This is a genomic window from Legionella navarrensis, assembly GCF_052527415.1.
The window spans coordinates 11,864-31,988 of record NZ_JBNVZR010000002.1 but is presented as its reverse complement, the minus strand read 5'-3'; the positions used below and the strand labels follow the sequence as shown (position 1 = coordinate 31,988).

Genomic DNA, 20,125 nt, shown 5'->3' with positions numbered 1-20,125 from the left:
TGATACACAACCAGGTCGTGAAAAAATTCGCTGGTTACACTTGAGTTAATATATCCTTAATAATTTGACGATAAAATGTACACAAATAAAAGAAAGCAACTATGTTTTTAACTGCGGAGAAGGTAAATGCCCATTACAACTGAACAAAGAAACCAGTTCGTAACTGATATACGCAACAATAATTATGCGTTTATTCCCGGGATAGTTGGTAATGAGGACGCCATTAATGATTACAATCATGCCCGTAACCAATTGCTAGACTATCTTACGTCAGATGGTCGTTCAAACACAGATAAGATACTGGCTATACATCGATTCCACCATCAACAGCGACAAGCCTTGATAAATATTTATTTGAATGCTACTCGAAACACTGAAACTGCTCAAGAGGCTACAGAAAGACAGCGATTTGTTGATATAAAGGCCAGCACAAGAACTATATTGAAAGCAGGCAGATTATTTCATACCTGGTCCTCAACCATCTTGCCTCTCTCAACTTTAAATGATCAACCCAGTGTTATTTCACGTGATCTTTCAGCCGAACAGCCTTCCCTTGCAATGACCTACGAAGCAGCTTTTGGGGCGGTTCCTGCAAACGAGGAAGAATTGATATCAGCAGGGCGTGGTATCCCTCTTCATCCTCGATTGCAGGGAGAAATGCTTGACCCAAAGCACAGGGCGTGGGGAACAGGATACGCTTCAACCAGGTATGCTTTACAACCAGTTAACGACGGATGGGCAAATGCATCGCCCAGAACAGAGGATCTGACTGTGCACATAGAGTTCAACGACCTATTACGAGCACGAGACCAAAGTTTTGATCCAAGCGTCGATAGAGAGAATCTTGATCCAAATAGCCCCCAATTTTTTAACAGCTTTAATCATTATTTGACCCAAACTGAATTACTAAACTATCTTTTAACCGCCAGAAATGGTCGGCTGCATAAGGGAACAGAGGAAAACCCGATACAAAATACAGGACAGGAACCTCACATCTTCACCATGGACATGCAAGGAAATTTGTATACAAATCGTGATGGGGAATATCGTAATGGCCGCAGGATTGGTCATCCATCGTTTACCCGCGGCGAAGCTTTGGCTGGGGCAGGTGAACTCAAAATTGTAGCAGGGAAGGTAACTCAAATCAGTAACCAGAGTGGACATTATGTGCCTGGCCCGTTGAGTTTGCACCGGGTACTTGTGGAATTGGAGACTCGTGGTGTCCTTGCGCCAAATTGCCGGGTTATAATATTGCCTCCCCCCATGCAAGAAGGGTATTTTTCAGGTACTGTAGAAGAATTTAAAGCACAATACCCGATGCCGGATGACATACAAAATCCACCCGATTTGAGCGAGAAAGCCAATCCTGCCCGTTTGCTTGAAAGCCTGAGAGAAATCAATAACTATTTAAAACAACGCGGGCGCGAAACCAGCGGATTTCTTTCATTCTTTAACCAGTTCAATGGCAGGGATTTTCATCAGAGAAGCACTCACTTTAAAACCCTGATGGATACAATGGTTGCGGGAAACGTAGGTGATGTAGTAGCTTTTATCAACAATTCACTTCCCCAGTTTCAGCATGGAAGAAGAACAAGTTATGCAAACTTGCTGATTGCAGTCAGAGATGCCTTGACGGAGGGCTCTTTACTTGCAAACCCATTGGTACGCGAAAACCTGAACGACTACTCTAAAGTTTATGACTCTTTAAACCAACATATTCAAGCTCAGCGTCAATACCGCGAGAAAAGCTTCTTTGAAAGCAAAAGAAATGAACGTGGTGCGGTCGCTGAGAGTTATCTTCAGTATAAATTTTGGAGAAAAGACGTTTCTGAAGAAAGGCGATCTGAATTCGACAAGGCTGATACGGCAGCAGAAATGGCTGAATTGAATGCCAAAAATTGGTAATTCAAGATAACTTGACGGTGTTATTCAATAGAGCGCCGTCAAGTTAACGATTTTGGTATAAAAATAAGGCAGACACCCAAACTTCGGACGAAAAGAAACTTTCTCGCACAGGGAGGCGTGAAAAAGGAGGAAGTATAAAATATTCAGCCAATGGTTCAATAAAATTATATATTCAGCAATTACATTAGGCCTAATTCGTATGTCTGCTTTGCTCTTCAAGAAACCTTATATTTACTGAGTAATCTAGCGATCAAAGATTAAGCAGCAAGTGCCAAAAGCTCCTTTCCCCATTCTAAAATATGGGAATTGAACCGGTTCCAATTTTCAGACGCCGCCTCCACCATCCAAATTTTTCCACTTGAAATTTACCCAAAAATACAGTTGAGCAAATTCTGCCTATTGTTTTTTATGATATTGGGCCGGAATATTTTGATGATTCATTGATAATGTTTACCGGTGAAGCTCCTGGATTATATACCATTTGCGAAGGAGCAATCATCCTGACCAAAGATCATCGAACCTGGCTGGCTTACATAGACATATATAACAAAAATGAAACGCAACTAATCGTATTCTGTCCCAGAAATGCTGACTGTGATACACAGCCTGAGCCGCTAAAAAAATGGATAAACAGACTGTTGTCACACATGGAAAATAAGAAAATTATTTATTTGCCAATGCTTCCTCATACAGTTTGATAGCCCTGATACAAGATTGGCTGAACTTGAACAAACCGCAACTGTATGTGATTTATTAAAATCTCGTCGGGGGTATTTTGCCATGCTCTGTATAAAATAGAGAAAATGTCGTCAACATGTGTTGCTACCATAACAATTGGGACTTTAATATCTCGGGGGCGATTTTTGCATAATTGGCAAAAAAGTAACTGTTTGCGGAATGCAATAATTGGAATTAATAAGGATTGCTGATGACAACATATATTTACAATTCAAAAAAAACTGGTGATTTATCAGTTAAATCAGATGGATATATTACATCAATATACACAACTCGACTCACATTCAAATCATTGAATCAAGATTCGCGAGCAACCCTGGTATCCAATTATGCAAAGTTACTTGGTGATTCAGAAGTCGTAAAATGGCTTAATAATGGGAAAACCTGGTCTCTTGAGACGGTTCAAACTGTGATTGATCTGAAAACTTCTGCCTGGAATAACGGCGATCCGTTCAGTCTATTTTCAATTTATGAAAATGATACGGGCCAGTTTATTGGTTCGGTTTCAATCAAAAATGAGTTGGCAACCTATCATACAACTGGGGCCGGTCATGCGAATGTTATAGAAATTGGATTTTTCATGGATAAGGTTTTTTGGGGTAAAGGTTATGGTACTGAAATCGCGATTGCTGCAAAAAAATATATTAAACATGCCGTTGGAGTTATTGCCGCTGAGCATGGAAGTCCTTTACCAACAGAAATTGTAGCTACGGCCCACCCTGACAATAAAGCCTCATGTGCTATTTTGCAAAAAACATTGAAACATTTAGAGTCTGAGCCGATTATAAAATTTGATGGCAACCCACGCCTGTTCTTTTTTAAATCATTGAAACCAGCGATAATTTCTCCCATGGAAACAGTCAGTCTGGAATCTTTTAAATGATTCACTAAAATTACAAAATCATAATGTTGTGTTCAAGCGCTCAAACCCGTCCCAGATTCCCGTCCGATCTTGTCCATCGGAATCAGCGATCCACATTGTCGGAGAGGGCACTCTTATACACAAAATAAGACATCTTTAGTGTTAATAATAAAACCTGGTTAAGTCTGGAAACTGTTGTAAAGTCGGTAATAGGGCGCAGGTCGGAGTACGTGTGCAAACAGGACTTCTCGCTGGATAAAAAAATTCTTAACCGGCCTGTCGCTCTGTAGCAATAAGCCCAGTACTTCTACTCGACCTCTATTCGGCATGATTTTGGGCTATGTTGCATTTACAGCCCAAAATACTAATTGATGAGATGCCTCAACCCAGTCGGGCCAGCAAAACGGCCACCTGCAATTGCAAATCGTGCAATTCACTGTCTGTTAAGGTGGTTTTGATTGGCTGTTGCTGTTTAAAAAAAGCGGCCTTTTTTTTATCTTGCAGGGGAGGCACTTTGTGTGATCTGTCAGGACTGGTTTTGCTTGTACGTGTTGCAGGACTGTAGTCCCCTCCCTTTAGTTTTGTCATTACCTTACTCCTTGATTATTATTGTTAATGCAAAAACCGGGTAAATCTACTTTTATTTCATCACCACTGCAAGGATTGAATTTTTAATATTGACAACATGTATATCAACCATAGCCATTTGATAGTAAAAAAAGCGGGCGGAATGCGCTTGCAATGCATTTACAAAAATTTTGCGCAGCGTGCCTGGTTTGAAATATGTGTTCAACGTGCAGTCTTTTGGCGCTATGTGCGTACACAACCAGTGATATGCCCGGTTTTTAGAACCAAAATTACACGCAAACAGCAGTTTCATTCTGAATCTATAGCAGTTTAAGGACTGAACATAAAAGGATACGCGAGCGTTTGATTATCGGTAATAAAAATGCAATTATAATTGTTTTTTAGTCAGGACTTATCTCTACTATAGCCTGATAAAATCAGGGGACTCATGAATGCAACTGGTTAAACTAATCCTTTTTGGTTTTTTTTTACTCTTTTTAATCTGAATGTCCACGCACGCAATGAAGATAGCCATTTAATCAGCTATGTATCGATAGGAGAATTTTCCCGTAAAACAGCAGAGCTAACCCTAAAAAAAATTCCTCCCTTGGATGCTCTCTCAGCCCATTATGATCTTCAACTATACAAAATTGCCTACCAAACCATAGCTCCCGATGGAAGCACCACCGTAGCATCTGGATTGGTGGCCATGCCAATAGCCACAGGAAGACCGGTAAGCATTGTAAGCTACCACCATGGGACACGGTTCGACCGAAACGATGTACCCTCCAGAAATAATCAAAGAAACCATATGTATATTGCTGCTTTTGGCAACAGTGCCGGTTTCATGACCGTTATGCCTGACTATCTCGGATTAGGCGATAGTGCTTTGCTGTTTCACCCGTATATCCAGGCAGACACTTTGGCAGGCAGTAGCGTGGATATGATATTAGCGGCTAAAGAATTAGCGAGACTTCTTAATTATCCTATCAGTGACAAATTATATTTAGCTGGTTATTCTGAGGGTGGGTTCACGACCATGGTCGTGTTTGAAAAGCTTGTCAAGGAGTATCCCGATTTACTAATTACCGCTGTAGCCCCAGGATCAGCGCCGTTTGGCTGGAAAGAAACCATGAATTTTATAATGTTGGAGCCAGGACCTAGAGCTACTGCCTATTTGGCCTATTTCTTCTTTTCACTTCAAACCTACAGGCAATACTGGACAAGTTTTGACGAAATTTTTGTCCCCCCATACAACACTCTTATCCCCACTTTGTTAGATGGTTTTCACACGGCCCCAGAAATTCTGCTGGCACTGCCCCATAACCCCAGGTTTATTTTTCAACCGCATTTTTTTGACAGTATTCTTAATGAGAAGGACCAAAATATCGATGATCTGAAAGCAAACTTTAACCACTTTGAATTCAATCCTACAGCGCCGCTGCTGATAGTAGGTACTAAAGGGGATAAAGACGTTCCTTATACTGGGGCTGAGATAGCTTATGAGACATTCAAAAAGCTTAGCGACTTAGTATGGATAAAATCCGTCAGCGATACCTTAGATCATGTTCAGGCACATCCTTTTATTCTTAAGGAGCAACTTGAATTTTTTAGCCAATATGAAAATAACTAACGGTGAGAGATCAATCATGGAGGATTCTGCCCCCAGATATTCAAGATGATAAGTCTATTAGACCGACATTAATCAACTCAGGTGGGCGAAAAAGCCGTATTCGGCCTGCCCACCCGTTCAGACTGTTAATTGCAGGATAAGGTGTTGCCCCAGTTACCTGATTGCCAGTTGCAGTTTGTTCCAGTAGAACCCGCTCCTCTCGCATAAGTGCAAGTGGCAGAGCAGGTGAAATCATTGGACTGGATTGGTTCAGATATTTTTATGACTCCCCAGCCATCTTTATTGAATGGGCATCCATGGGTGCTGAGCGAGCCGTATTGTGAAATTTGCGCATACATTTCACTTTTGTCGATGGAACAAGAGGCGGCAGATACACCCTGAGCGACTAACAGACCCAACGCACCAATAAGAACACTGAAAGATTTCATTTGTTAATCCCTTGTAAAATTGAAAATCATTATCGTAACAATTTGCCATCCGCCGTGAAACGGATGCTCGATTATGCAGCCTTAGTCAGGCGCTTGCAATCAGGTAAAACTGATCGAGTCCGCTTCATCCAGGCACCCTGGTAAATCAGGTTTAATCAAATGGCAGCAGACAGGAATGACTATGGACCGCAACGCGTATATTATTGTCGTCTTATTCACAAGGAGTTCTCATGACCGAAATAAGCGAATCAGATATCAAAGCGGGGCAGGCTGTATACACAGGGTTTATATTAAAAATATATGATCTGTGGGTGCTGGGTATTTCAAATCGCTGGATTTGGCGCTGTCCCAGTCGTTACCTGCAGGAGCAGTTTGATAGCTTTGCCTCGGTTAATCATCTGGATATTGGCGTGGGAACCGGGCATTACCTGAAACATCATACCTGGCCGCAGCGTACGCGTCTGGCATTGATGGATCTGAATCCTGGCTGCCTGGAAGCTGCTAAAAATGCCGTCAGACCTCTGCCTGCGGAAACCTATGAGGCAGATATTTTCAAACAGCAGCCGGCTTCGCTCAATGAGCAGTTTGATTCCATCTCAATTAACTACCTGCTTCACTGCCTGCCCGGAAACATGATTGAAAAATCGATCGCCATTAAGCATGCGGTGGCTATGCTCAAACCCGGCGGCCTGTTGTTTGGCGCCACTATTTTAGCTGATGAAAACCTGCAGAGCGGAATGAGCCGGCGTTTAATGGCTTTTTATAATGAGAAACGTATTTTTTCCAACCAACACGACGATCGGCAATCTTTGCAAATGGCTCTGGAGAAGAATCTGGAGCGGGTAGAGATCACCGTGAGAGGCTGCGTCGCGCTTTTCATAGGCTACAAGACTGGAAGCAAGGACTGATCCTGATATTCGGGCGCTGTTGTCGTCACAGCGCCCATTGTATGGGTTCCCGCCCATTGGTGATTAAAAATTCATTCGCTTTTGAAAAATGGCGACACCCGTAAAACCCCTGGTGTACTGAAAAAGGAGAGGGATGAGCGGCGGTTAACACGAGGTGCTTTTTCGAGCGAATCAATTCACGCTTGTTTTTGGCGTGGGCGCCCCATAATAAAAATACCAGTGCCTGCTCGTGATCATTCAGGCTCTCAATAACCTTGTCTGTAAACACGGTCCAGCCTGTTTTGGCATGAGACTGGGGTTTGCCCTGCTCAACACTCAGGGACGTATTCAAAAGCAGAACACCCTGATTTGCCCATTTGAGCAGACAGCCATGTTCAGGAATCGGGATATTCAGATCCGTGTTTAACTCCTGATAAATATTTTTCAGTGAGGGGGGAACTCTGATTCCAGGTTGTACGGAAAAGGAAAGGCCATGTGCCTGTCCGGGGCCGTGATAGGGATCCTGCCCTAAAATCACCACCTTAACCTGATCATAAGGCGTTTCCTTGAATGCACGAAACAAATCGCCTTGCGCCGGATAAATGATTTTTCCCGCATTTTTTTCTTCTGCGAGAAACTGCATTATTGATTGAAAATAAGGTTTGGCTTTTTCGTCGCCCAGAATATCAGCCCAGGTTGTTTCGGCATCCGACATAGCGTTCTCACAGTTCATAAGCGACGAAATCGTAGCATACTCGTATTGAAAAACACAGGATGCTGTGAGTGGCTGTTGCATCCATTGTTTCTGGATAATCATTGAAATGACAGGGTTTCGTATAGCATACTGCGTGCCTGATTATTAACACACAGGATTCTGATGACGAGCAGAAAAAAAATTTCCTGCCCAATATGTGGCAAACCGGATACCTGGCATGTTGAAAATCCGTACAGACCCTTTTGCACGGATCGGTGTAAATTGATAGATTTAGGCGAATGGGCCAGCGAATCGCGAAAAATTCCCGGGCCACCCGCTGCCCCTGAGTTCCCTGAGGCTGATGACGATGACCATTATTAATTCACCGTTATTCATGACGGTTTATGGCGGATTTTTGATTTCCGGCTTTTAGACGCATGGCGTGATTTTACCAGCGCTGCTTTCTTCTTTTGATGAATTTTGGGGGCACTGCTTCGCTGCGGGGAAGCGAAATGATCGTAAATAGCACGGCTGGTCATTGCGATGGCTCTGTTTCTTGAGTAGTCGCTGGCTGCCTGAGATTTCACGTACACCGCAATGGCGATGTGCCCTTCGTTATGAGGCAGGGTGATGATGCCAACGTCGCTGGCAAAGCGATACAGGCTCTTCGAGCCAGGATATCTCAGATAATTCTGCTCGCCAATTGCCCAGGTTCCTGTTTTGTGAGCTACTTTCACATTGGGGGGCAGCAGCCCTCTGATTCGGCTTCTGCCCGTGCGGCATTTTTCCATGATGCTGAGCAACAGACTGGTGCTGGAAGGTGACAGAGCCTCCTTGTTGTATAATTTTACCAGCAGGTGAGCCATGTCGTTTGAGGTCGTAGTATCGCGTTTATCGTTTTCGAAATACTTCCAGGCCAGCATTTTGCTTTTCAGCGACACGCTGTTAAATATTTTTTTCCAGGAATACACGGAGCGTGGTTCGTTGATAAGCGAAGGATCAACATGATTGGTATCCATCATCATTTCGAGAATGGAGCGATTAATGACTGTATTGTTTATTCCCAGTGCCTGCATACGCTTGGTCACGTTTTCCGGGCCTCTGGCCTGTTGCAGAATGGTATCGCTGGCGCTGTTGTCGCTGTTGATCAGCATGTAATTGAGCAGCTGCTGCAGCGACATGCTGGTTTGTTTTTTTCTTTCGCATGCGTAGTGCAGGTTACCCGAGCCAGGTACCGAATTTTTCAAATCCAGTTTGATCATGCGGCTCAGCGACTCTTTGTTTTGATCAACGAGATTTAAAAAAGCCATGGCAATAGGCAGTTTGATGGTGCTGGCCATAAAAAATCGTTTGTTGCTGTTATGGGATATGGTTTTGTTTTTTTCGATGTAAATTGCGGTAACGCCCATCACTACATCGGATTTTTTCTCGATAGCGGCAAGTTTTTTAGCCAGATCAGCATCGCTGCCGGCAGCGGAACACGAGATGGAAAACACCAGACTGAGCAGCAAATACGGTAAATTACGCTTAATCATGACCATTTTGACTTACTCATAGCGTTATGTAATCCGGTTATTGTTCTTTAGATTAATTCAACACGAATCGCATTTTAAAGCAATGGCAAATCAGTGAAATTTATCTTTCCGATCAAAGTTTATTGACATTTGGGTGGTCGTATTTTACATAATTATTCTACCAGACAAAATGATACAGGGGCAGGCATGAAAAAGTGGGCAAAGATTTTTCTTTCACTGGTGGTGCTTATTCTTGCATCGTACTATGTCTGTGGACGAATTCTTGAAAGCACGATCAGTAAAAATATTGACGCCATCCCGGATAATTCTCTGCTCAGGGTGTCGCTGAATCACTATCAGCGCGGCTGGTTTTCATCTCAGGCTCAGCTGGCCCTGAGCATGCATGTTCCGCAACAGACAACAACGGATAAAACAACTGGTGCGATCACGACCACACCGGCTGCGGATGTAGATGTGAATTTTCCACTCAGCATGAATCATGGTCCGATTATTTTTACAGACGCGGGTATCCGCTTCGGAACCGGGCATGTGAGTACCACTCCTGAAACGCATTACCAGGCGTTGGTCAGTTATCTGAACAAGACCATTCTTCGCTATACGCTCCCGTCCTTTTCCGTCGATGTCAAAGCCAATTCAGATACAGTACATTTTGAACTGGGTGGTGTCCGTGTCGAGCTGCGCTTCTCGCCTGAGGTCGATAAACTGGATGGCTATTTAACACTGAACAGTCTGAAGGGCTCCGATAAACAAAACGTGTTTCAATTGAGTGAATTGCTCGATGATTTCAACGTATATCGAGAGCAGCCCGGTCTATGGCTGGGACGTAATCATCTTGCCATTCCGCTTATCAAAATGAATGACGCCAACAGGCAATACAGTCTGGAAGATTTTGATTTGCTCGTGAGTACCGATCTGTCGGACGGTGCCCTGAACGCCCATTACGACATGTCTCTTAAGCAACTGCAGGTTGCCGATAAACACTATGGGCCGGCTTCCTTTAAGCTGGGTCTTACTAATCTGGAGCCGTCCGCCATGGCCGGCATTAATCAGGCCAGCTGGGCTATGATGCAGAATAATCAACACCCCGAACTGTTTATGCTGGGACTGGTTGCCGAATTGCCGAAGCTTCTGTCCCGTGGGGTGGAATTGAACCTGTCAGAGCTGGATGTGACGTTTCCAGAGGGGCGTCTCACGGGTAATCTGAAGTTTCTCCTGCCGAAAACGGTATTACCCGATCCAGCACAAATGGCCCAGCAGGTTCGCGGCGAGGGGCAGTTCCGGGTGTCTGCCGCTGTTGTAAAAACGCTGCTGCTGGAATCATTGACGCGCAGCATGGAGCCGCAGCAGGCCCAGGCTCAGGCTGAGCAGATTCTGCAGCAAAGCCTCAGTAAAGGCCTTTTTAAGGTCGAGGGTGATGACTACGTGATGGTGATAAAACTTGAAAATCAGCAACTCAGTATTAACGGTAAGGTGATGAGTAAAAGCGACTGGCAGTAACTTTTGTCTGCGCGGGCTCAGGAACTGTCTATACTTCGAATAGGGCTTTTTGATTAATGGTCCATAGGGTATGGCATGCAGGGAAGGGGGCAGTCAACAGCCCCTGACTGATTTGGGAAAATCCTGCCAATATTACGTTAATTCGAGAGGTTCATATGGACGCGCAACGAGGGTTACATCTATTCAAGGCCGCTTTGCTGGGTCTGTGCCTGGTCTTCGCTGAAACAGGATTTGCTCTGCGCGGGGGTGGATTCAATGCGGGAGGTGGTTTTCACCCCAACGCAGGCGCCAATAACTGGGGTTATCATCCTGGCTATGGATATGATAACAGCCATTACTATGATCATCGCGACTACTACAATGGCTATGACGATGGTGATAACGTGTGGATCGCGCCGGGTGCTGCGGGCTTTTATGCCGATCCCGTCTGCCAGAATGTACAGACCTGCGATGGTGATGGTAATTGTGTCATTAACCAGGTGTGTAATTAGACGTGATTGATCATTGAGAGGGAACGAGTCCCGATGGATTGCTCCGGGACTCGTTTGGCTGTCTGCTCTTCAGCCTTCCAGCGTTGCATCCATGGTAATGGTTGCATTCATCAGCTTTGAAACCGGGCAGCCTGCTTTTGCCTTCTGCGCTGATTGTTCAAAACGCTCTTTGCTGGCGCCGGGTACCGCTGCGGTAACGCTCAAATGAATAGCCGGAATTGAGAAGCCATCCGCTGTTTTTTCGAGGGTAACGCTGGCACTTGTGTTTATCCTGCTGGCTTTCATGCCATCCTGCTCAAGCTGAGCTGCCAATGCCATGGAAAAACAACCCGCGTGCGCGGCAGCAATCAACTCTTCTGGGTTTGTCCCGGGTTCTGTGTCAAAACGTGTCTTAAAAGAATATTTTGTTTTATTCAGTATGCCACTGTCGGTGGAAACCGTGCCTTGTCCGTCCAGTATCCCACCCATCCATTCAGCTGCTCCATTGCGTTTCATCATGCCTCCCGTATGCCCGATAGTGGGCCGTTATTTTTCACCGCTGACTAAGTAAACCGACAGATTAAACTGATATTCCCCGCGGTAAAGCCGTTTACATTCCGCGTCAAACTGCTCAACCATGGCATCATTCAGCTGTTTAACTTCCGAATCGGGAAGCTGCGTTTGAAAAAATGCGATGCCGTTGACAAATTTTCTGTACACATCAAGTGAAGGCAGTATCAGCGAATGACGCTGTTTTTCAACCTTGAGTTGTTTACAGGGTATTGATTTCAGTTTATCAGCCAGGTTGTCCAGTCGAGTATAGTCCATCGGCGGAGTAAAGTGGTCGAGACTGCGAATTTTTCTGGCATCTCTGAGCGCATAATACCCCATGATAAAGGGATCATCGCCCACCGGAAACAGGGTGAAAAATCTGCCGCCCGGCTTTAAGGCGTTCACAATATTGGCAAATGCTTCGACAATATTATTGACCCACTGCAGGCACCAGAATGACACAGCGTAATCAAATTCAGATTGAAAATTCATAGACAGAACATCGTCTTTTTTTATCGAAAAACCAGGGTACTCCTGAATAATTTCATGCGCCAGTTTCAACATGTTTTCCGATGGATCAATACCCAAAACCGAGCCGTCAGGAACCAGGTTCAGAATGTTGCGTGTATAGGCTCCATTACCGCAGCCAATGTCGAGAACTCGGTCTGTCGGGCGACAATGGACGGCATTCAGATGTTGATTGGCGATGCTCGCCTGAATAAAGGAACCGATAGCATAATCGTTTGCTGGCCATTCCTGATTTGGCATGATAACTCCATTTGGTTGGTTTGTATTACCGAGGCTACGCTTATTGCGTTGCAGATAACACTATACAATCATTCTTTCTCAGTCAAATCCAGTGGTAACATACGGCACATTAGGCTGTTACCCTGCGTATTGCGCATTAAGTTGACTCTCCTTCCCTCTGCCCTTAAGATCCCCATTCACCCCCTAATTTAAAATTAATCACACAGGTGGACGATGCCTTCATTTGATATTGTTTCAGAAACTAACGAAGTTGAGTTGCGGCACGCCGTTGAAAACGCGGCTCGCGAAATGGGAACCCGCTTTGATTTTCGCGGTGTTGACGCCAGTATTGAGTTAAAGGAGCTGACCGTTACGCTGAAATCCGAGTCCGAGTTTCAGGTTCGACAGCTGGAAGATCTGTTCCGTAATCATTGCTCCAAACGCGACGTCAGCACAGCCGGCGTAGACATGGAAAGCAAACCTGTACACAGCGGAAGGACCTGGACGCTGAATATGACCTTCAAGCAGGGGATTGAGCAATCGATTGCCAAAGAGATGATCAAATTGATAAAGGACAGTAAAATCAAGGTTCAGGCATCTATTCAGGGCGATAAAGTCCGCGTCACAGGAAAAAAACGTGATGAACTTCAGGAAACCATTGCTCTGTTAAAGAAATCGGATATTAAGCTTCCCCTGCAATTCGAGAACTTCCGCGATTAGGCGCGGTGCTGGTCAGGCGCTTCTGGCCAGCATAAACCACAGACCCAGTGCAGCCAGAGCGTTCATGGCAGCTAAAATCAAAAACACCATAATGATGCTGACGTTAAAGTGCAGTAACAGCATCACCAGCGCCATCCCCAGTACCATAAACAAGGCATTTAGAATATTGTTGGCCGCCAGTGTTCTGGCTCGTGAGCCATCGTCGCAGCTTACTTGAATAAAGGTGTACAGTGGTACGGAAAACAAACCGCCACAAAAAGAGAAAAGGAAGAAATCAAGCATTATGCGCAGGCTTGAAAACTGGAACAAAAACGTCGTCAGCGACTGCAGCGCATTTTCATCAATGGTCAGCGTGGGAGATGCGAAATACAGATCAGTTGCAAATACCGACAGCAACAGCATGCAGACCGGAACGTAACGCAGCGTAATGTTGCCTGCCAGCAGGTAATTGATGGCCATGGAGCCCAGCGCAATACCCGTAGAAAACAGTGCCAGAAAGATCGAAAACACCGAAGGGCTGGCTCCGAGAACATAATGGATATAATCCGGCAGCTTGGTCAACATGATGGCGCCAATCAGCCAGAACCAGGAAATGGCCAGCATGGCAGGGAAAACCTTATGCCTTGCCATGGCGTCTTTTATGATGATTTTAGCCGAACGCCACAGATGCCAGTCAATTTTTAAATCCTGCAGCTTTGATTTGGCTGACGGTATGAACAGGCTGGCCACCAGTCCACAGACGGCTACGAAATTGGTGATAAAAACGGCCATCCCCACATGATTTTTCGCACTGCCAATAGCCAGCGCTCCCAGGGTCGTCCCAAGCAGAATGGCGATGAAGGTGCTGGCTTCAATCAGGGCCGTTGCGGTCAATAATTCCTCGCGAGGCAAATGATCCGGTAAAATAGCGTATTTAATAGGGCCAAAAAAAGTCGAGTGAATACCCATGCCGGTTAAAACGGTCATCATTAACGGAATACTGCCTACGTACAGTGCATAGGCCCCAATGCACATCAGAATCAATTCCAGTACCTTGACCGAGCGTGCCAGAATGGCTTTGTCGTATTTATCCGCTAATTGGCCTGCGGTGGTTGAGAAGAGGAAAAAAGGCAGTGTAAAAAGAGCGCCGGCCAGAGCCTGATAATATTCAGACCAGGCCTGCGACGTGCTGAGGTGGTAGCTTATCAGGGTGACCATCGATAATTTAAAGGCATTGTCATTAAACGCACCAAAAAACTGCGTTAGAAACAGTGGAAAAAAAGTTCTTTTTTTAAGTAAAAAAGCAACTTGTGAGCTCATTAGCAACCCCGATTATTTCATGGATACTGGCAAAAAAGGTTAGGCAGGAGTATATACTTCCGGTACGTGAAGATATAGTTTTGCCGATACTCTTTCTGCATTTTCTTAATTAAGAAGAACAGCTTAACGGCCTCCCGCTCCTGAATATCGCCTCTGCAGGAAAAATCAGCCTGACCTTTATGATTAAAATTTAAACAATAATGGAGCAAATGGTCTATTATAAGACATATAGGTAACGACTGTTCCTGGCTGAACCTAAATACACGTGATGACAGGGAGATTGGTTTGAAGTGTGGTGAGCTGCTCTTATGGCTCAAGAGCGACCTAAAGCGCTTCATATAATCACCAACACTATAAATAATGCCGGCTCAGTTATCCACGACGTCGTTACCTGTACTGACTTCCTGGATCCTGAAATGCGGCAGGTTGGGTCTTCACCCAACTTACTGCAATTCATGTGCATTGTTAAATCATTCGGCGCTCTAACGCAGACACAAATAAAATTCCCGGTATTTATCGAGGCCAATTTGTAAATATAAAACTCTCGTCGTATACTTTTAAGACATGGACTTGGCAAGGAAATGCTCATGAAAACGCTAATATTAGCTTCCACCCTATCACTGTCAGCCCTTATGATGTCAGGCTGCACCGTCACCGAGTCAACATATGCACCCGGATACGATACTGACTACGTCTATACCACAGGTTATTATGGTTACAGGCCAGTCTGGGGTAACAGCCTTTATTCCGGTTACCGTTGGAGAAACAACAACTGGGGGGCTTACAGCTGGAGAAATAATAACTGGGGTTATCATCGTAATTATGGTGGCGCCTGGCGTGCAAGACGATAAGCTGTCCGACACAAACCAACAATAGGGTTCTCCATGAAAGGCTGGATATTTTATAAACGTAACAGACAGCAGTTAACGCCCGCTGACCACGGTGTCACGCGACTTATGGCGGCTGCTGAGGCGATGAATGTCGAGCTGGAAGTCTATCGACCGGATGAGTTCAACATATTGACACCGACCGATTCCCTGTCCGGTATTTATAAGGATGGGCGTCCGGTGGAGCTGCCGGATTTTTTGATTCCTCGTCTCGGTGCCGACACAAGCTCGTACGCACTCGCACTAATCCGTCAATTGGAGTTGAATGGGGTTTACAGTGCCAACAGTGCTCACGCGATTGCCCTGGCTAAGGATAAAATGCGCGTTGCGCAGCTTTTGGTCAATAATCAACTGCCCACACCCAAAACCATGCTGTTGCATTTTCCGGTTCCGGTTGAACTGGTTGAACAGGAAATCGGGTTTCCACTTGTTATCAAAAATATCTCCGGTCTTCGTGGTATGGGGGTGCATTTATGTGAAACCGTGGACAGTTTTCGTGATTTGCTGGGATTACTGGGTAATAACGGTCAGCAATATATTGTACAGCGTTTTATCAGTAGCAGTTATGGGCGTGATTTGCGCGTTTTTGTCATGGACAGGCAGGTTATTGGCTGTATGCAGCGCACGGCAAAAAGAAGCTTCAAGGCGAATTACTCTCTGGGCGGTGACGTGAGCCCGTTCCCTCTGACGGATGAAGTTACGCATTTGTCTCTGGCCTGTGCCGAATTGGTGGGGCTGGATATCGCGGGAATTGATCTATTGTTTGGTGCTAAGGGATATTTTATCTGTGAGGCCAATTCGTCTCCGGGTTTCAAAGGGATGGAACTGGTTACAGGTGATGATGTTGCAGCCAGGATAATACGACATTGTATGAGGCTTTGTACCTGATGGAGCAAGGCACCCGGCCCGCACGTCGTCAGGTCGGGTACCAGCAAAGTGGTGTTATTCTTTGGCGCGCGAAACGTATTCGCCTTTACGGGTGTCAACCTTGATTAACTCACCGGTCTGAACGAATAATGGAACGCGGACAACCGCACCCGTTTCCAGTGTTGCCGGCTTACCGCCGCCGCCGGATGTATCGCCTTTCAGACCAGGATCGGTTTCAACAATAGTCATGATAACAAAGGTCGGCGGTAAAACCTGAATGGGCTCATTATTCCAGAGGGTGACCACGCAGACATCCTGCTCTTTCAGCCATTGAGCCGAATCCGCCAGCGTTTCCGCACTCACTGCGTATTGCTCGAATGTATCAGGAACCATGAAATGCCATTGTTCGCCGTCGCTGTACAGATACTGCATTTCCACGTCGGCAACGTCTGCTGAGGGCAGCGTTTCACCGGTTTTGTAGGTACGCTCAACAACCCGTCCTGTTTTCAGGTTACGAATCTTGACGCGGGTGAAGGCCTGGCCTTTACCGGGTTTGACAAATTCGCAATCGACGATGCTGCAGGGAGCATTATCAATCATAACTTTTAAACCGTTTTTTAATTCATTCGTGCTGTAAATGGCCATCAGTGCTCCACTGTTGTGATTTTGTTGCAATTTCGATAAAGTTCACGCAGTTTACCAATTTTGAACACGTAATGCGAGATGCCCCTGTGAGTTGGCAAAAAATTCTGGCGCAAGGCTTTGCTTCTGCCAGTGAATTACTTGAATATTTGCACTTGCCGGCCCATTTGGGTCATGCGGCAGCCGAGCAGCAGTTTAAAACCCGGGTTCCGCGCGGCTTTGCCGCACGCATGCGGCCGGGGGATGCGCGGGATCCCTTACTATTGCAGGTGCTGGCCATCGAGCAGGAAATGCTGGCTGTTGAGGGTTATGTTTCTGATCCCCTGGAAGAGAAGCGTCATAATCCGGTGCCAGGCCTGATACATAAATACCACGGTCGGGTCCTGTTGACTCTGACGGGTGTCTGCGCCATTAACTGTCGCTTTTGTTTCAGACGGCACTTTCCCTATCAGGACAATAATCCGGGCCGCGCCGGCTGGCAGCAGGCGCTGGACTACATTCGTCAGGATTCGAGCATCCATGAAGTGATTTTGAGTGGCGGTGATCCGTTGCTGGCCAGCGATGTCCTGTTGCAGGATTTAATCGGTCAACTGAATGACATGACGCAAATCAAAACCCTGCGCTTTCATACCCGGATCCCTGTTGTACTGCCTGAACGTATTGATGCGGCATTCCTGTCTGTTTTATCTGCCAGCCGTTTGCGTAAGGTGATGGTTTTACACTGCAATCATGCAAGAGAGCTCGATGAGTCGGTGCAGGCAGCCTGTCAGGCCATGCGGAATGCTGGTTGTACCCTGTTGAATCAATCAGTACTGCTCAGGGGCGTGAATGACGATGCCGACAGCCTGGCCGCTTTGAGTGAGCGGCTGTTTGACTGCGGAGTTCTGCCTTATTATCTGCATGTACTGGATAAAGTAGCCGGTACCGCGCATTTTGACCTCAGCGCCACGGAAGCCAGCGAACTTTACCAGCGACTTCAGGCCATCGTGCCGGGCTACCTGCTGCCAAAGCTTGCACGCGAGGAAGCCGGAAAACCCAGTAAAAGCCTGCTGTACCAGAGCGCCGAATGATTTAACAATACACATAAAGCCGTAGATTGGGCCAGCGGTTTTTGAGACTTATTTTAATCCCCGTTTTTTGAATACAGATGCAGCAGCTCCTCCTGGGCATTATGGTGTCCGTGCGCAGTTTGCCTGTAACTGCCATCTGCCTGCATTTCCCAGGAGTTACTGTTATCCTTCAGGTAGTTTCTGAAGATTTCCTGTTTGATGCGTTTCTGATTGTTTTCACCGAGAATAGGAAATAAAACTTCAATACGATTGTATAGATTCCGCTCCATCAGATCCGCACTGGAGCAGTAATAGTGTTCTTTGTCATCGGCTTTAAAATGGTAAATCCGATGATGCTCCAAAAAACGTCCGACGATAGATAATACCCGGATATTGTCCGATATTCCCGGAATCCCCGGTTTCAGGCAGCACACGCTGCGCACCAGCAGTGTAATTTTTACCCCGGCCTGAGATGCCAGATACAACGCCTTGATAGTGGTCTTGTCCGTAAGCCCGTTCACCTTGATGTTAATTTCTGCCTCTTTGCCTTCCTGAGCGGCCAGCTGGCATTCTTCAATATGATTGAGCAGGCTTTTATGCAGAGTAAAGGGTGAGTGACTGATGTATTTTAATTTTACAGCCTTGCCAAGGCCTGTAAGCTGCTGGAAGATGGACTGTGTATCAGAGGTTATCGAGGGATCGCCGGTAAGCAGGCCAAAATCCGTATACCGTTTAACGGTCTGTTCGTGATAATTACCGGTGCCGAGATGAACGTAACGCTTCAGTTTGCCATGCGTTCGCCGGACAACCAGAGTCATTTTAGCGTGCGTTTTGTATCCCACCACGCCGTACAAAACGAGTACCCCGCCATCGTGCAGGCGATTGGCCAGTTTCAAATTGGATTCTTCATCAAAACGGGCGCGTAACTCTACTACGGCGGTCACTTCCTTTCCTGAGCGGGCCGCTTCTACCAGGGCCTTAACCATGGCTGATTCCGAATGGCTGCGATACAGCGTCTGCTTGATGGCCAGTACATTAGGGTCTGCAGCGGCCTGGCGGACAAAATCGACGACCACATCGAAGCTCTGGTAGGGGTGATGCAGCAGAATATCCTGCTCATCCAGGACGGAAAAAAGACTGCGCCGCAGGTGAATCTGCTCTGGATATTGCACGTTCAGCGGCGGATAATTCAGATCGGGTCTGTCAATGCCATTAATGGCACTGTAGTAGCGCTGCAGATTGACCGGGCCATCACAATAGTAGGCATCTTCATGATGCAGATGATGTTTGACCAGGAGGAAGTCAACGATGTCATGCGGGCAGTGTTTATCAATTTCCAGACGCACCACGTGACCATAATGGCGCGAAAACAATTCCCGTTGAACAGCCACAGCCAGGTCATCAATTTCCTCTTCGCGAAGAAACAGATCGCTGTTTCGAGTCAGGCGGAAAGGGTAGCACCCCTTAATTTCCATGCCGGGAAACAGGCGGTGAACATGTGCCTGGATGATGGAGGATAGATAAACAAAATAATTGTCGCCGTTGGTGCATAATTCTGATGGCAGATGAATAATTCTGGGCAGCGATCGAGGAGCATGGACCACCGCGTAATCAATGCTGCGGTCAAAGGCGTCCCGACCCTGCAGTGACACAATGAAATTCAGGCTCTTATTAAACAGGCGTGGAAAAGGATGAGCCAGATCAAGTGCGATTGGACTGACGATGGGATAAATCTCATTCTTAAAATAATGCTTGGCCCACAGATGAATATCGTCAGTCCATTCATCAGTAGAGAGGAAAAAGATATTATTCTCTTTCATGGCCGGCAGCAGCTGTTTGTTGAAAATATGGTAGATATCGTCGCTCAAACGATGAATTTTTTTGCCGAGCTGATTGAGTATTTCGTCTGCCGTCAGGCCGTCGATATTAGGCAGGCGCGACTGCAGAGCCGCCTTCTCTTTCAGGCCGGCCACGCGAATTTCGAAAAACTCGTCCAGATTGCCGCAGCAAATGCATAAAAAACGCATGCGTTCGAGCAAGGGTATGCGCTCATCCCGTGCCATCTGCAATACGCGCTCCTGGAATGCCAGCGCTGTAAATTCTCGATTGATGAAATAATCTGGGTTATCCAATGCATCCTGCAAGT

General features: G+C 46.0%; 21 protein-coding genes. 11 read left to right on the top strand and 10 right to left on the bottom strand.

What is annotated here, in order from left to right:
• Positions 1 to 126: 126 nt before the first annotated feature.
• Together ACQUTA_RS01760 and ACQUTA_RS01755 are read left to right on the top strand one after the other, a co-directional pair.
• The gene (locus ACQUTA_RS01760) at positions 127 to 1,905 is read left to right on the top strand and encodes an IQM protein middle domain-containing protein (protein ID WP_444986476.1); all 1,779 of its coding nucleotides are present in this window, start codon (positions 127 to 129) and stop codon (positions 1,903 to 1,905) included.
• A gap of 928 nt (positions 1,906 to 2,833) precedes the next feature.
• A complete protein-coding gene (locus ACQUTA_RS01755) occupies positions 2,834 to 3,526 on the top strand; it encodes a GNAT family N-acetyltransferase (RefSeq protein ID WP_444986475.1) in 693 nt (230 codons plus the stop codon).
• Positions 3,527 to 3,886: 360 nt separating this feature from the next.
• Here the strand turns inward: ACQUTA_RS01755 and ACQUTA_RS01750 are convergent, their stop codons facing one another.
• Positions 3,887 to 4,093: a hypothetical protein gene (locus ACQUTA_RS01750; RefSeq protein WP_444986474.1), complete on the bottom strand. Its 207-nt coding sequence runs from the start codon at positions 4,091 to 4,093 to the stop codon at positions 3,887 to 3,889.
• Positions 4,094 to 4,145: 52 nt separating this feature from the next.
• The gene (locus ACQUTA_RS01745; RefSeq protein WP_444986473.1) at positions 4,146 to 4,385 is read right to left on the bottom strand and encodes a hypothetical protein; all 240 of its coding nucleotides are present in this window, start codon (positions 4,383 to 4,385) and stop codon (positions 4,146 to 4,148) included.
• A gap of 498 nt (positions 4,386 to 4,883) precedes the next feature.
• Between ACQUTA_RS01745 and ACQUTA_RS01740 the strand changes: the two genes are divergently transcribed.
• On the top strand, positions 4,884 to 5,705 hold the full coding sequence (locus ACQUTA_RS01740; RefSeq protein WP_444986472.1) for an alpha/beta hydrolase family protein: 822 nt from the start codon (positions 4,884 to 4,886) through the stop codon (positions 5,703 to 5,705).
• Between the two features lie 125 nt (positions 5,706 to 5,830).
• Here the strand turns inward: ACQUTA_RS01740 and ACQUTA_RS01735 are convergent, their stop codons facing one another.
• Complete coding sequence (locus ACQUTA_RS01735; protein ID WP_444986471.1) at positions 5,831 to 6,133, bottom strand: hypothetical protein; 303 nt, start codon at positions 6,131 to 6,133, stop codon at positions 5,831 to 5,833.
• 230 nt (positions 6,134 to 6,363) lie between these two features.
• Here ACQUTA_RS01735 and ACQUTA_RS01730 point away from each other — a divergent pair, with 230 nt between their 5' ends.
• Positions 6,364 to 7,041 (top strand): class I SAM-dependent methyltransferase, encoded by a 678-nt coding sequence (locus ACQUTA_RS01730; protein ID WP_444986470.1) that lies wholly within the window; start codon positions 6,364 to 6,366, stop codon positions 7,039 to 7,041.
• 25 nt (positions 7,042 to 7,066) lie between these two features.
• On the opposite strand, the gene ung is transcribed toward ACQUTA_RS01730, so the two are convergent.
• Positions 7,067 to 7,735, bottom strand: coding sequence for a uracil-DNA glycosylase (gene ung / locus ACQUTA_RS01725; protein ID WP_444986469.1), 669 nt, complete (start codon positions 7,733 to 7,735; stop codon positions 7,067 to 7,069).
• Positions 7,736 to 7,897: 162 nt separating this feature from the next.
• Here ung and ACQUTA_RS01720 point away from each other — a divergent pair, with 162 nt between their 5' ends.
• Complete coding sequence (locus tag ACQUTA_RS01720) at positions 7,898 to 8,095, top strand: DNA gyrase inhibitor YacG (protein ID WP_444986468.1); 198 nt, start codon at positions 7,898 to 7,900, stop codon at positions 8,093 to 8,095.
• Between the two features lie 11 nt (positions 8,096 to 8,106).
• Here ACQUTA_RS01720 and bla read toward each other — a convergent pair whose 3' ends face one another.
• The gene (bla, locus tag ACQUTA_RS01715; protein ID WP_444986467.1) at positions 8,107 to 9,255 is read right to left on the bottom strand and encodes a class A beta-lactamase; all 1,149 of its coding nucleotides are present in this window, start codon (positions 9,253 to 9,255) and stop codon (positions 8,107 to 8,109) included.
• 180 nt (positions 9,256 to 9,435) lie between these two features.
• On the opposite strand from bla, the gene ACQUTA_RS01710 reads away from it, so the two are divergent.
• On the top strand, positions 9,436 to 10,746 hold the full coding sequence (locus tag ACQUTA_RS01710) for a DUF945 family protein (protein ID WP_444986466.1): 1,311 nt from the start codon (positions 9,436 to 9,438) through the stop codon (positions 10,744 to 10,746).
• Between the two features lie 155 nt (positions 10,747 to 10,901).
• Complete coding sequence (locus ACQUTA_RS01705; protein WP_444986465.1) at positions 10,902 to 11,237, top strand: hypothetical protein; 336 nt, start codon at positions 10,902 to 10,904, stop codon at positions 11,235 to 11,237.
• A 69-nt stretch (positions 11,238 to 11,306) separates the two neighbouring features.
• Here the strand turns inward: ACQUTA_RS01705 and ACQUTA_RS01700 are convergent, their stop codons facing one another.
• Positions 11,307 to 11,735, bottom strand: a complete 429-nt coding sequence (locus ACQUTA_RS01700) for an OsmC family protein (protein ID WP_444986464.1) — start codon at positions 11,733 to 11,735, stop codon at positions 11,307 to 11,309.
• Positions 11,736 to 11,762: 27 nt separating this feature from the next.
• Positions 11,763 to 12,536, bottom strand: a complete 774-nt coding sequence (locus tag ACQUTA_RS01695) for a class I SAM-dependent methyltransferase (protein WP_444986463.1) — start codon at positions 12,534 to 12,536, stop codon at positions 11,763 to 11,765.
• Positions 12,537 to 12,749: 213 nt separating this feature from the next.
• Here ACQUTA_RS01695 and ACQUTA_RS01690 point away from each other — a divergent pair, with 213 nt between their 5' ends.
• Positions 12,750 to 13,235, top strand: a complete 486-nt coding sequence (locus ACQUTA_RS01690) for a YajQ family cyclic di-GMP-binding protein (RefSeq protein ID WP_444986462.1) — start codon at positions 12,750 to 12,752, stop codon at positions 13,233 to 13,235.
• A gap of 12 nt (positions 13,236 to 13,247) precedes the next feature.
• On the opposite strand, the gene ACQUTA_RS01685 is transcribed toward ACQUTA_RS01690, so the two are convergent.
• The gene (locus ACQUTA_RS01685; protein ID WP_444986461.1) at positions 13,248 to 14,534 is read right to left on the bottom strand and encodes an MFS transporter; all 1,287 of its coding nucleotides are present in this window, start codon (positions 14,532 to 14,534) and stop codon (positions 13,248 to 13,250) included.
• 587 nt (positions 14,535 to 15,121) lie between these two features.
• Between ACQUTA_RS01685 and ACQUTA_RS01680 the strand changes: the two genes are divergently transcribed.
• Together ACQUTA_RS01680 and ACQUTA_RS01675 are read left to right on the top strand one after the other, a co-directional pair.
• Positions 15,122 to 15,385: a hypothetical protein gene (locus tag ACQUTA_RS01680; protein WP_444986460.1), complete on the top strand. Its 264-nt coding sequence runs from the start codon at positions 15,122 to 15,124 to the stop codon at positions 15,383 to 15,385.
• Positions 15,386 to 15,418: 33 nt separating this feature from the next.
• A complete protein-coding gene (locus tag ACQUTA_RS01675; protein WP_444986459.1) occupies positions 15,419 to 16,309 on the top strand; it encodes an ATP-grasp domain-containing protein in 891 nt (296 codons plus the stop codon).
• A 54-nt stretch (positions 16,310 to 16,363) separates the two neighbouring features.
• Here the strand turns inward: ACQUTA_RS01675 and efp are convergent, their stop codons facing one another.
• Positions 16,364 to 16,933, bottom strand: a complete 570-nt coding sequence (gene efp / locus ACQUTA_RS01670) for an elongation factor P (protein WP_444986458.1) — start codon at positions 16,931 to 16,933, stop codon at positions 16,364 to 16,366.
• 35 nt (positions 16,934 to 16,968) lie between these two features.
• On the opposite strand from efp, the gene epmB reads away from it, so the two are divergent.
• The gene (epmB, locus tag ACQUTA_RS01665; RefSeq protein WP_444986658.1) at positions 16,969 to 18,000 is read left to right on the top strand and encodes an EF-P beta-lysylation protein EpmB; all 1,032 of its coding nucleotides are present in this window, start codon (positions 16,969 to 16,971) and stop codon (positions 17,998 to 18,000) included.
• Between the two features lie 53 nt (positions 18,001 to 18,053).
• Here the strand turns inward: epmB and ppk1 are convergent, their stop codons facing one another.
• Positions 18,054 to 20,123: a polyphosphate kinase 1 gene (gene ppk1, locus ACQUTA_RS01660; RefSeq protein ID WP_444986457.1), complete on the bottom strand. Its 2,070-nt coding sequence runs from the start codon at positions 20,121 to 20,123 to the stop codon at positions 18,054 to 18,056.
• Between the last annotated feature and the right edge of the window lie 2 nt (positions 20,124 to 20,125).

What these genes read in the sequence shown, in the direction of transcription:
- ACQUTA_RS01760 (WP_444986476.1), top strand. Translation starts at nt 127, where the DNA reads ATGCCCATTACAACTGAACAAAGAAACCAGTTCGTAACTGATATACGC.
- ACQUTA_RS01755 (WP_444986475.1), top strand. Translation starts at nt 2,834, where the DNA reads ATGACAACATATATTTACAATTCAAAAAAAACTGGTGATTTATCAGTT.
- ACQUTA_RS01750 (WP_444986474.1), bottom strand. Translation starts at nt 4,093, where the DNA reads ATGACAAAACTAAAGGGAGGGGACTACAGTCCTGCAACACGTACAAGC.
- ACQUTA_RS01745 (WP_444986473.1), bottom strand. Translation starts at nt 4,385, where the DNA reads ATGAAACTGCTGTTTGCGTGTAATTTTGGTTCTAAAAACCGGGCATAT.
- ACQUTA_RS01740 (WP_444986472.1), top strand. Translation starts at nt 4,884, where the DNA reads ATGTATATTGCTGCTTTTGGCAACAGTGCCGGTTTCATGACCGTTATG.
- ACQUTA_RS01735 (WP_444986471.1), bottom strand. Translation starts at nt 6,133, where the DNA reads ATGAAATCTTTCAGTGTTCTTATTGGTGCGTTGGGTCTGTTAGTCGCT.
- ACQUTA_RS01730 (WP_444986470.1), top strand. Translation starts at nt 6,364, where the DNA reads ATGACCGAAATAAGCGAATCAGATATCAAAGCGGGGCAGGCTGTATAC.
- ung (WP_444986469.1), bottom strand. Translation starts at nt 7,735, where the DNA reads ATGTCGGATGCCGAAACAACCTGGGCTGATATTCTGGGCGACGAAAAA.
- ACQUTA_RS01720 (WP_444986468.1), top strand. Translation starts at nt 7,898, where the DNA reads ATGACGAGCAGAAAAAAAATTTCCTGCCCAATATGTGGCAAACCGGAT.
- bla (WP_444986467.1), bottom strand. Translation starts at nt 9,255, where the DNA reads ATGGTCATGATTAAGCGTAATTTACCGTATTTGCTGCTCAGTCTGGTG.
- ACQUTA_RS01710 (WP_444986466.1), top strand. Translation starts at nt 9,436, where the DNA reads ATGAAAAAGTGGGCAAAGATTTTTCTTTCACTGGTGGTGCTTATTCTT.
- ACQUTA_RS01705 (WP_444986465.1), top strand. Translation starts at nt 10,902, where the DNA reads ATGGACGCGCAACGAGGGTTACATCTATTCAAGGCCGCTTTGCTGGGT.
- ACQUTA_RS01700 (WP_444986464.1), bottom strand. Translation starts at nt 11,735, where the DNA reads ATGATGAAACGCAATGGAGCAGCTGAATGGATGGGTGGGATACTGGAC.
- ACQUTA_RS01695 (WP_444986463.1), bottom strand. Translation starts at nt 12,536, where the DNA reads ATGCCAAATCAGGAATGGCCAGCAAACGATTATGCTATCGGTTCCTTT.
- ACQUTA_RS01690 (WP_444986462.1), top strand. Translation starts at nt 12,750, where the DNA reads ATGCCTTCATTTGATATTGTTTCAGAAACTAACGAAGTTGAGTTGCGG.
- ACQUTA_RS01685 (WP_444986461.1), bottom strand. Translation starts at nt 14,534, where the DNA reads ATGAGCTCACAAGTTGCTTTTTTACTTAAAAAAAGAACTTTTTTTCCA.
- ACQUTA_RS01680 (WP_444986460.1), top strand. Translation starts at nt 15,122, where the DNA reads ATGAAAACGCTAATATTAGCTTCCACCCTATCACTGTCAGCCCTTATG.
- ACQUTA_RS01675 (WP_444986459.1), top strand. Translation starts at nt 15,419, where the DNA reads ATGAAAGGCTGGATATTTTATAAACGTAACAGACAGCAGTTAACGCCC.
- efp (WP_444986458.1), bottom strand. Translation starts at nt 16,933, where the DNA reads ATGGCCATTTACAGCACGAATGAATTAAAAAACGGTTTAAAAGTTATG.